The sequence below is a fragment of the Streptomyces sp. NPDC003034 genome (assembly GCF_053591375.1).
Genome location: NZ_JBSFTS010000044.1, coordinates 21,162 through 29,544, shown reverse-complemented (window position 1 = coordinate 29,544; position 8,383 = coordinate 21,162). Strand labels below are relative to the sequence as shown.

Here is an 8,383-nt window from a genome sequence, read left to right as displayed (position 1 = left end):
CCGGCCTGGTTCGTTTTTATAACCCCTTATGCGAGAAGTGGCCCCCGCCCCGCCGCCCCCACCCGCGCGCCGCCCCCCCTCCCCGCGGGGGGGGGGGCCGGCCCCCCCCCCGCCCCCCTCCCCCCATCGTTTTCCGGCGCCTGCGCGCCGCATGACCCCGCCCCGGCCCTCGGCCGGCCGGCCCCCGTGCGGCATGATGATCCCGTGAGTGTGCTCCCCCTGGTCTTCACCAGCGGCTGGGCCAGCGGGATCAACGCCTACGCCGTGATCCTGCTGCTCGGCGTCTTCGGCCGCACCGGCCTGACCGACGAGGTCCCCGCCGCCCTGCAACGCACGGACGTGCTGATCGTCGCCGGCGTGCTGTTCCTCTGCGAGGTCGTGGCCGACAAGGTGCCGTACATGGACTCGGTATGGGACGCCGTACACACGGTGGTCCGTCCGGTGTCCGGTGCGGTGGTGGGTGCGCTGCTCGCCGGGCAGAGCGGTTCCCTCTCCGACGTCACCGCCGGTGCGGTCGGCGGCTCCACCGCGCTGGCCAGCCATTTCGTCAAGGCCGGCACCCGGATGGCGATCAACAGCTCCCCCGAACCCTTCAGCAACGTCCTGATGAGCATCGCCGAGGACCTCGGCGTGGCCGGCATCGTCACCTTCGCGATGTTCAATCCCGAGGCCGCCGCGATCATCGCGGGCGTCCTGCTGGCCATCGGACTGGCCCTGCTCGCCTTCCTCTGGAGCCGGATCCGCCGCTTCCTGCGCCGCCGCGCCCAGCGGCGCGAGGAGAAACGGCTCGCCGCCGAGGTCCGCGAGCGCACCGGGGCCCCGCCCCCGGGCTGACCCGCTGGCCCGCCGACCCCCGCGAGCCGGGCCCGCCTCCCTCGATAGGCTCAGCCGCATGGCACGAATTGCGGTGATCGGCGCCGGGATGGGCGCGATGGCGACGGCGGCCCGGCTGGCCGTGGCGGGGCACCAGGTGACGGTGTACGAGCGCGGGCCGACCTACGGCGGCGCGGTCGGCCGGTACGAGCGCGACGGCTTCGCCTTCGACACCGGACCCGGCCTCCTGCACCTGCCCGCCGTCTACCGCGACCTGTTCGTGAAGACCGGAAAGCGGTCGCTGGAGGACTGCGTCGAGCTGGTCCAGGTGGACCCGGCCGTCCGGCACGTCCTGCCCGCCCACGGCATCGAGGTCACCCTCCCGGGCGCCTCGCGCGGAGGCGTCGCCGCCGCCCTGGACGACGCCTTCGGCTCCGGAGCAGGCGAGCGCTGGAACGCCGTGCTGGGCCGGGCCCGCGACGCCTGGGACGCCACCCGCCGGCCCCTGCTGGAGGAGCCGCTGCGTCCCGACTGGCAGGTCCTCGCCCGTGACCCGTATCCGGCGGTGCGCGGCAGCGGCCTGCTGCGGCGCCGCCCGCCCACCCTCCAGGAGATCGCCGACCGCGAGCTGGGCGGCGCCCTCGCTCAGCTGCTGACGGGCCTGGTCGCGCAGTACGGCGCCGACCCGGCGACCGCGCCCGGGGCCGCCACCGTACTCCCGTACATGGAGCAGACCTTCGGCAGCTGGTACGCGCGGGGCGGCATGCGGGCGCTGGCCACCGCCGTCTACGAGCGCTGCCTGGAGCGGAAGGTCGCCTTCGTCTTCGGCGCCCCGGTACGGGAGGTCCTGGCGCGCGGCGGCCGGGCGGTCGGGCTGCTGCTGGCGGACGGCACGGAGGTGGCCGCCGATCAAGTGGTCTGCGCGATCGACCCGCGCCGGCTGCCGGCCGGCGGTGTGCCCCTGCCCGCCGGATCCGCGCCCGTACGCGGGCCCGGTCTGCCCAGCCGGATCACCTTGCTGCTCGCGCTGCGCGGTGCCCGCCCCGCGGACGCCGTGCACCGCACCCTGGTCCATTCCCGCGGGGCGCGGCTGAGCGTGCTGCGGCCCGACGATCCCGCCACCCGGCCCGACGCGGAGCACGAGGCGGTCACCGTGAGCGCCGTGTGCGCTCCTGCGGGCGGCGCCGCCCCGCCGCGGCCCGAGGAGCTGCTGGAGCTGGCGGAGGCGGCCGTACCGGGCCTGCGGGAGCGGCTGCTGTGGCAGGAGGTGCGCACCCCGGCGGACGTGGAGGCGGCCACCGGGGCGGTGGGCGGCTCGGTGCCTCCGCCCGCCCTCGCGGGGGCCGGTGGCCGGTGGCTCTGCCCGGCCAACACCACGGCCCTGCCCGGGCTGTACCTGGCGGGCGGCTGGGCGCATCCGGGGGGCGGGCTGGCGCACGCCGGCATGACCGGGGCGCTGGTGACCGGGCTGATCGTGGAGGGTGCGGACTTCCGCGGCTCCCAGTGACGGCCCGGTGGCCGCCCCGGCGGCCCGGCGGGGCTCAGTAGCGGACTGCTCAGTAGCGGTACTGCTCGTACTCGCCGTTGCCCTGCTGGTACGGGTAGCCCTGCTGCGGCGGCTGCTGCGCCTGCTCGTCCGCCGCGAAGGGCTGGTCGGCATCGCGCTGCTGCGGGACCCACACTCCGCCGGGCGGGGTGTCCATGGAGTACTGCTGCTGGCCGTAGTCCGCGTAGGGGGTGTAGGCCCGGTAGTCGTCGCCGGGCGGGGTGACGCCGCCGCCGGTGCCGATGTACGGGTCCGAGTAGGCGGCGTAGACGGGCTGTTCACCCGCCGGGTAGCCGGTGGTGTAGTCGTAGCGGTCCGAGCCGCCCTGTGCCTGCGGGTCGTAGTACGCGGCGTACTGGTGGGCGTCCTGCTCAGGCGCACCGTACGAGGGGGCGTGGTCGGCCGTCCGGTCGGCGCCGGGGGCGGGCGCGAAGCTCTGGATGCCGTAGGAGCCGGTGTCGTCGGGCATCGGCTGCGGACTGTAGAGGTCCCCGGCCTCCCCGGCCCGGTCCCCGAACGGCTGCCCGCCGGCCCGTTCTTCGGCCTCGTACGCGGACGCGGTCCCGGCGGCGGTTTCGGCCGCGCCCTCGGCGCCGTACTGCAGCGCGCTCACCCTCAGGGCCGGTTCGGGACGCGCACCGCGGCCGGAGCGGCGCCGCCTGGACTGCCGTACGGGTTCTCCGCCGCGGCGCAGCGCCCAGCCGGCGACGAAGCCCTTGCGGAAGGAGAGGGTCACCAGGGTCTGGCCCACCGCGAACGCGGCCGCGCCGGCCCCGATGACCAGCACGGACGGCAGCAGCACGCCGGCGACGACGCCCAGGAAGCCCGCGAAGGCGAGCAGCCGCCAGCGCAGCCGCGCCTTGTACTGCATCAGGACCTCGGCAAGCAGCCACAGCGCGACGATGCCGAACGCGATGTAGAGGACCGTCATGGCCATGGTGGCCCCTCTCGGTACGGCCGCCCACGGGTACGGCCGATCAGGCCCGCTGGTGCAGGCCCAGGTTCTCGAAGATTTCGAGGGACGCCGTGGAATTGTTCAGCGTGATGAAGTGCAGGCCCGGGACACCCTCGGACAGCAGCCTCGCGCAGAACTCCGTGGCGAACTCGATGCCAATGGAGCGTACAGCGGCGGGGTCGTCCTTGACGGCGAGCATGCGTTCTTTCACGTCAGCCGGGAAGACCGCGTTGCTCAGTTGGGGCAGCCGGTCGAGCTGCTTGATCCCCACAACGGGCATGACCTCGGGGATGATCGGCGTCTCACAGCCGGTCTTGGCGACGCTGTCGCGCAGCCGCAGATAATTCTCCGGATCGAAGAACATCTGGGTGATCGCGTAGTCGGCGCCGGCGCGGCACTTGTCCACGAAGTGCTTGATGTCCGTGTCCCAGTCCGTCGAGCGCGGGTGCATCTCGGGGAAGGCCGCGACGCCGACGCAGAAGTCGCCGGACTCCTTGACGAGCCGGACCAGGTCGGCGGCGTAGTGCACGCCTTCGGGGTGCGCCACCCACTCGCCCATGGGGTCGCCCGGCGGGTCTCCGCGCACGACGAGCATGTTCCGGATCCCGGCGTCGGCGAACTGGCCGATGACGTTGCGCAGCTCGGCGACGGAGTGGTCGACGGCGGTGAGGTGGGCGACCGGGGTGAGGGTGGTGTCCGCGGCGATCTGCTGCGTGGCGCGGACGGTGCCGCCGCGGGTGGAGCCGCCGGCTCCGTAGGTCACGGAGACGAAGCTCGGGGACACCGCCTCGACCCGGCGCAGCGCGTTCCAGAGGTTGCGCTCGCCCTTCTCGGTCTTCGGGGCCCAGAACTCGAAGGAGTACGAGCTCCCGGACGCGAGCAGGTCACGAACCGTGTGTGCACGATCCGTCCAGGTGGAAGCGGTACCAAGGGCCATACGGGCAGGTTAGACGGGGCCCGTGGGACACCGAAGCCACGTCCATCCTTTGGACAGCTTTTCGGACAGTTCCGTACGGGGCCCCGGACGCGGGGCCGTCGGCCGCGCTCAGGCGCCGAGGCGGGCGCGGACGCGCTTGGCGAGGTCCGCGGCGGCCGCACCGGGGTCGGTGGCCTCGGTGAGGGCGCGCACGACCACGACGCGGGTGGCGCCCGCGTCGAGGACCTCGTCCAGATTGGTGGCGTCGATGCCGCCGATGGCGAACCAGGGCCGCTCCTGCTCCAGGGAGGCCGCGTACCGGACCAGTCCGAGGCCGGGGGCGAAGCGGCCGGGCTTGGTGGGGGTGGGCCAGCAGGGGCCGGTGCAGAAGTAGTCCACGCCGGGCTCGGCGGCGGCCGCGTCGACCTCCGCCTCGGCGTGGCAGGACCGGCCGATGAGCACGCCCTCGCCGAGGACGGCGCGGGCGGCGGGGACGGGGATGTCCCCCTGGCCCAGGTGCAGGACGTCGGAGCCGGTGGCGTGCGCGACGTCGGCGCGGTCGTTGACGGCGAGGAGCTTGCCGTGGCGCCGGGCCGCCTCGGCGAACACCTGGAGGTGTTCGAGTTCCTCGCCCGCCTCCATGCCCTTGTCCCGGAGCTGGACGATGTCCACGCCGCCCGCCAGGACGGCGTCGAGGAACTCGGGGAGGTCGCCCTGGCGCTTGCGGGCGTCCGTGCAGAGGTAGAGCCGGGCGTCGGACAGCTGGGCGCGCATGGGTAAACCCCCCGTGTGGGCGGTGTACGGGCCATTCGCGCCCGTACACCGCGGTGGAGCGGATCAGGTCACAGAGCGAGCGCCTGAGCGCGGCGCTTCACCTCCGTGCCGCGATTCTCGCTCAGCGCCTGCGCGGGGGTGCCGGGCAGGGTCGGGTCGGGGGTGAAGAGCCACTCCAGCATCTCCTCGTCGGAGAAGCCGTCGTCGCGCAGCACGGTCAGCAGGCCGACGAGCCCCTTGACGACCTTGTCGCCGTCGATGAAGGGGGCCGGAACCTGCAGGGCGCGGTTCTCGCCGCGGCGTACGGCGATCAGCTGCCCTTCCTTGACCATCTGGCGGACCCGGGTCACCTCGATGTCGAGCATCTCCGCGATGTCGGGGAGGTACAGCCATGCGGGGACAAGGGCATCGATCTTTGCGTCAATCTCGGTCACGAGCACAAGCCTGCCACCTCGGACGGGCCGCCGGTACCCGAGCGGCCCCGTACGGGTCCCGGCCCGGCCGCCGGGCCGCGCCGTCGGCCGGGCCGTCGGTGCCGGGTCCCGGCTCCCGGCCGCGGTCCGGCGGTGTCAGCGAGTGGCCGACTTCAGCGGAACCGCGGGGTCCGCCGCCTTCGCCGGGTCCAGGGCAGCGCCGGCCTCGATCAGCTTGCGGCCCTGGGCCAGGTCCCGGGGCCGGCCCACGGCCAGGACCGCGACCAGGGCGCCGTCCCGCAGCCAGCACGCCGACCAGGCCGCCTCCGCGGGATCGCCGCGCCACAGCAGGGTGTCGGCCGCGGCGTGGTGGCCCGCGTACTGCACGAACCGGCCGAACTGCTCCGACCAGAAGTACGGCACCGGGTCGTAGAGGGCGACCGGTCCCCCCGCGAGGATGTTCGCCGCGACCGCCCTCGGCCCCTGGAGCGCGTTGTCCCAGTGGTGGACCAGCAGCCGCGTCCCGTAGCGGGCCGACGGGAAGGAGGAGCAGTCGCCGACCGCGTACACGCCGGGCAGCGAGGTCCGCAGGTGGGCGTCGGCGGTGACGGAGCCGTCGGGGCCCAGCTCCACGCCGCTGCCGTGCAGCCACTCGGTGGCCGGGCGGGCTCCGATCCCCACGACCACCGCTCCGGCCGCCAGCTCGCGGCCGTCCGCGAGCAGGACCCGGCCCTCCTCGACCGCGGCGACCTTCGCCCCGGTGATCAGCCGGGCGCCCGCCTGCGCGTACCAGTGCGCCATCGGCTCCGCGACCTCGGCGGGCAGCGCGCCCGCCAGGACCCGGTCCGCCGCCTCCACCACGGTCACCGCGCAGCCCGCCTCCCGGGCCGCGGTGGCGAACTCCGCGCCGATCCACCCCGCCCCGACGACCACGATCGCGGGCGCCGCCGCCAGGACGGGCCGCAGCCGCGCCGCGTCGTCCAGCGTGCGCAGCAGGTGCACGCCCGGGACGCCCTCGGACCCGGGCAGGCTCAGCGGCCGGGCGCCGGTCGCCAGGACGAGGACCTCGTACGGGACGGGTCCCGCCTCGGTGTCGAGCTCGCGCTCGGCGGCCCGCAGTGCGGTCACCTCGGTCCCGAGCCTGAGCTCGATGCCCAGTTCCTCGAAGTCCACGTCGAAGGCGGAGTCCTCGGCCTTGCCGAGCAGCACCGCCTTGGACAGCGGGGGGCGGTCGTAGGGCTGGTGGGGTTCGGCGCCCAGCAGGGTCACGGGGCCGGCGAAACCCTGCTCCCGCAGGGCGACCGCGGTCTGCACTCCGGCCATGCCGGCGCCGACGATCACGACGCCGCTCTGAGTCTGTTCCGTCTGCTCGCTCACGCGGCCACCCTAATCTCCTGACGTTTCGTCAGGACAGGTGGCCGCCTTACCGGCCGTCGGCGGCAGGGTTAGTCTGGCCACCGTACCTATCGCGGGAGTCCGGACGCACCGGGCTGAGAGGGAGGCTGGCCGGCCTCCGACCGTACGAACCTGATCCGGGTCATGCCGGCGAAGGGAGGGGCTGGACGCCCATGCACTCATCACGACCGCACTCACCCCGCACCGGGGGCGGCGACGTCCTCGTCATCGGGGGCGGGATCATCGGCCTGGTCACCGCCTGGCAGGCGGCCCGGCGCGGGCTGCGCACCGTACTGGCCGACCCGGCGCCCGGCGGTGGCGCCGCCCAGGTCGCGGCCGGGATGCTCGCCCCCGTCACCGAGCTGCACTACGGCGAGGAGCCCCTGCTCGCCCTGGGCCTGGCCTCCGCCGCCCGCTACCCGCGCTTCGCCGAGGAGCTCGCCGAGGCGACCGGCGGCATGGACATCGGCTACCGCGCCTGCGGCACGCTCGCCGTCGCCCTCGACGCCGACGACCGCCTCCACCTGCGCGAGCTGCACGCCCTGCAGCGCCGCTGCGGCCTGGAGTCGCAGTGGCTCACGGGCCGCGAGTGCAGGCGCCTGGAACCGATGCTGGCTCCCGGCGTACGCGGCGGCCTGCGCGTCGACGGCGACCACCAGGTCGACCCGCGCCGGCTCGCCTCCGCGCTGCTGGCCGCCTGCGAGGGCGCCGGGGTGGTGATCCACCGGGCCGCCGCGGCGCGGCTGCTCGTGACCGCCGACCGGGCCGCCGGAGCGGTGCTCGACGACGGTACGGAGCTGCGCGCGGACCAGGTGGTCCTGGCGGCCGGCTCCCTCAGCGGCCGGCTCGCCGGCGTACCGCCGGAGGCGACGGCTCCCGTACGGCCGGTCAAGGGCCAGGTGCTCCGGCTCACGGTGCCCGCCGCGTACGCGCCCTTCCTCTCGCGGACCGTACGGGCCGTCGTGCGCGGCAGCCACGTCTACCTCGTCCCGCGCGAGAACGGCGAGCTCGTCATCGGCGCCACCAGCGAGGAGCTCGGCTGGGACACGACGGTCACCGCGGGCGGGGTGTACGAACTCCTGCGCGACGCCCACGAGTTGGTCCCCGGCATCACCGAACTCCCCCTCACCGAGACCCGGGCCGGTCTGCGGCCCGGCTCCCCCGACAACGCCCCGCTGATGGGCCCGACCGGCCTGCCGGGGCTGCACCTGGCCACCGGGCACTACCGCAACGGGGTACTGCTGACCCCGCTCACCGGCGAGGTGATGGCGGACCTGCTGACCACCGGCGAACTCCCGGAGATCGCACGCCCCTTCACCCCGCGCCGTTTCCCGGCGGCGCCCGCCACCTCGCGTCAGGAGTCGTACGCATGACCATCTCCGTCAACGGCGAGCCGCGCGAGGTCGCGGCCGGCACCACGCTCGACACGGTGGTCGCCGCCCTGACGGCCGCCCCCAGCGGCGTGGCCGCCGCGCTCAACGAGACCGTGGTCCCGCGCGGCCAGTGGCGCGCCACACTGGTGGGCGAGGGCGACCGGGTCGAGATCCTCACCGCGGTCCAGGGAGGCTGAC

The 8,383-nt window shown here is 74.7% G+C and carries 9 protein-coding genes and 1 riboswitch; of the genes, 4 read left to right on the top strand and 5 right to left on the bottom strand.

Features of this window, described 5'->3' with window-relative positions; genetic code table 11:
• The first annotated feature begins 204 nt into the window (after positions 1-204).
• Both ACWDX7_RS27710 and ACWDX7_RS27705 read left to right on the top strand, forming a co-directional pair.
• The gene (locus tag ACWDX7_RS27710; RefSeq protein WP_451492464.1) at positions 205-834 is read left to right on the top strand and encodes a DUF4126 domain-containing protein; all 630 of its coding nucleotides are present in this window, start codon (positions 205-207) and stop codon (positions 832-834) included.
• Between the two features lie 58 nt (positions 835-892).
• Positions 893-2,320, top strand: coding sequence for a phytoene desaturase family protein (locus tag ACWDX7_RS27705; RefSeq protein ID WP_451492465.1), 1,428 nt, complete (start codon positions 893-895; stop codon positions 2,318-2,320).
• A 49-nt stretch (positions 2,321-2,369) separates the two neighbouring features.
• Here ACWDX7_RS27705 and ACWDX7_RS27700 read toward each other — a convergent pair whose 3' ends face one another.
• From ACWDX7_RS27700 to ACWDX7_RS27680, 5 genes are all read right to left on the bottom strand, one after another.
• Positions 2,370-3,296, bottom strand: coding sequence for a hypothetical protein (locus ACWDX7_RS27700; RefSeq protein WP_451492466.1), 927 nt, complete (start codon positions 3,294-3,296; stop codon positions 2,370-2,372).
• A 40-nt stretch (positions 3,297-3,336) separates the two neighbouring features.
• On the bottom strand, positions 3,337-4,251 hold the full coding sequence (gene metF, locus ACWDX7_RS27695) for a methylenetetrahydrofolate reductase [NAD(P)H] (RefSeq protein WP_451492467.1): 915 nt from the start codon (positions 4,249-4,251) through the stop codon (positions 3,337-3,339).
• A gap of 108 nt (positions 4,252-4,359) precedes the next feature.
• Positions 4,360-5,004, bottom strand: a complete 645-nt coding sequence (thiE, locus tag ACWDX7_RS27690) for a thiamine phosphate synthase (protein ID WP_451492468.1) — start codon at positions 5,002-5,004, stop codon at positions 4,360-4,362.
• Between the two features lie 68 nt (positions 5,005-5,072).
• Positions 5,073-5,438, bottom strand: a complete 366-nt coding sequence (locus ACWDX7_RS27685; RefSeq protein WP_451492469.1) for an Rv2175c family DNA-binding protein — start codon at positions 5,436-5,438, stop codon at positions 5,073-5,075.
• 135 nt (positions 5,439-5,573) lie between these two features.
• Positions 5,574-6,794: an NAD(P)/FAD-dependent oxidoreductase gene (locus tag ACWDX7_RS27680; protein WP_451492470.1), complete on the bottom strand. Its 1,221-nt coding sequence runs from the start codon at positions 6,792-6,794 to the stop codon at positions 5,574-5,576.
• A gap of 81 nt (positions 6,795-6,875) precedes the next feature.
• Positions 6,876-6,988: riboswitch (TPP riboswitch) on the top strand.
• On the opposite strand from ACWDX7_RS27680, the gene thiO reads away from it, so the two are divergent.
• A complete protein-coding gene (gene thiO, locus ACWDX7_RS27675) occupies positions 6,986-8,185 on the top strand; it encodes a glycine oxidase ThiO (protein WP_451492471.1) in 1,200 nt (399 codons plus the stop codon). It overlaps the preceding riboswitch by 3 nt.
• Positions 8,182-8,382, top strand: coding sequence for a sulfur carrier protein ThiS (gene thiS / locus ACWDX7_RS27670; protein ID WP_451492472.1), 201 nt, complete (start codon positions 8,182-8,184; stop codon positions 8,380-8,382). Before thiO ends, thiS begins: the two co-directional genes overlap by 4 nt.
• The last annotated feature ends 1 nt before the right edge of the window (position 8,383 follow it).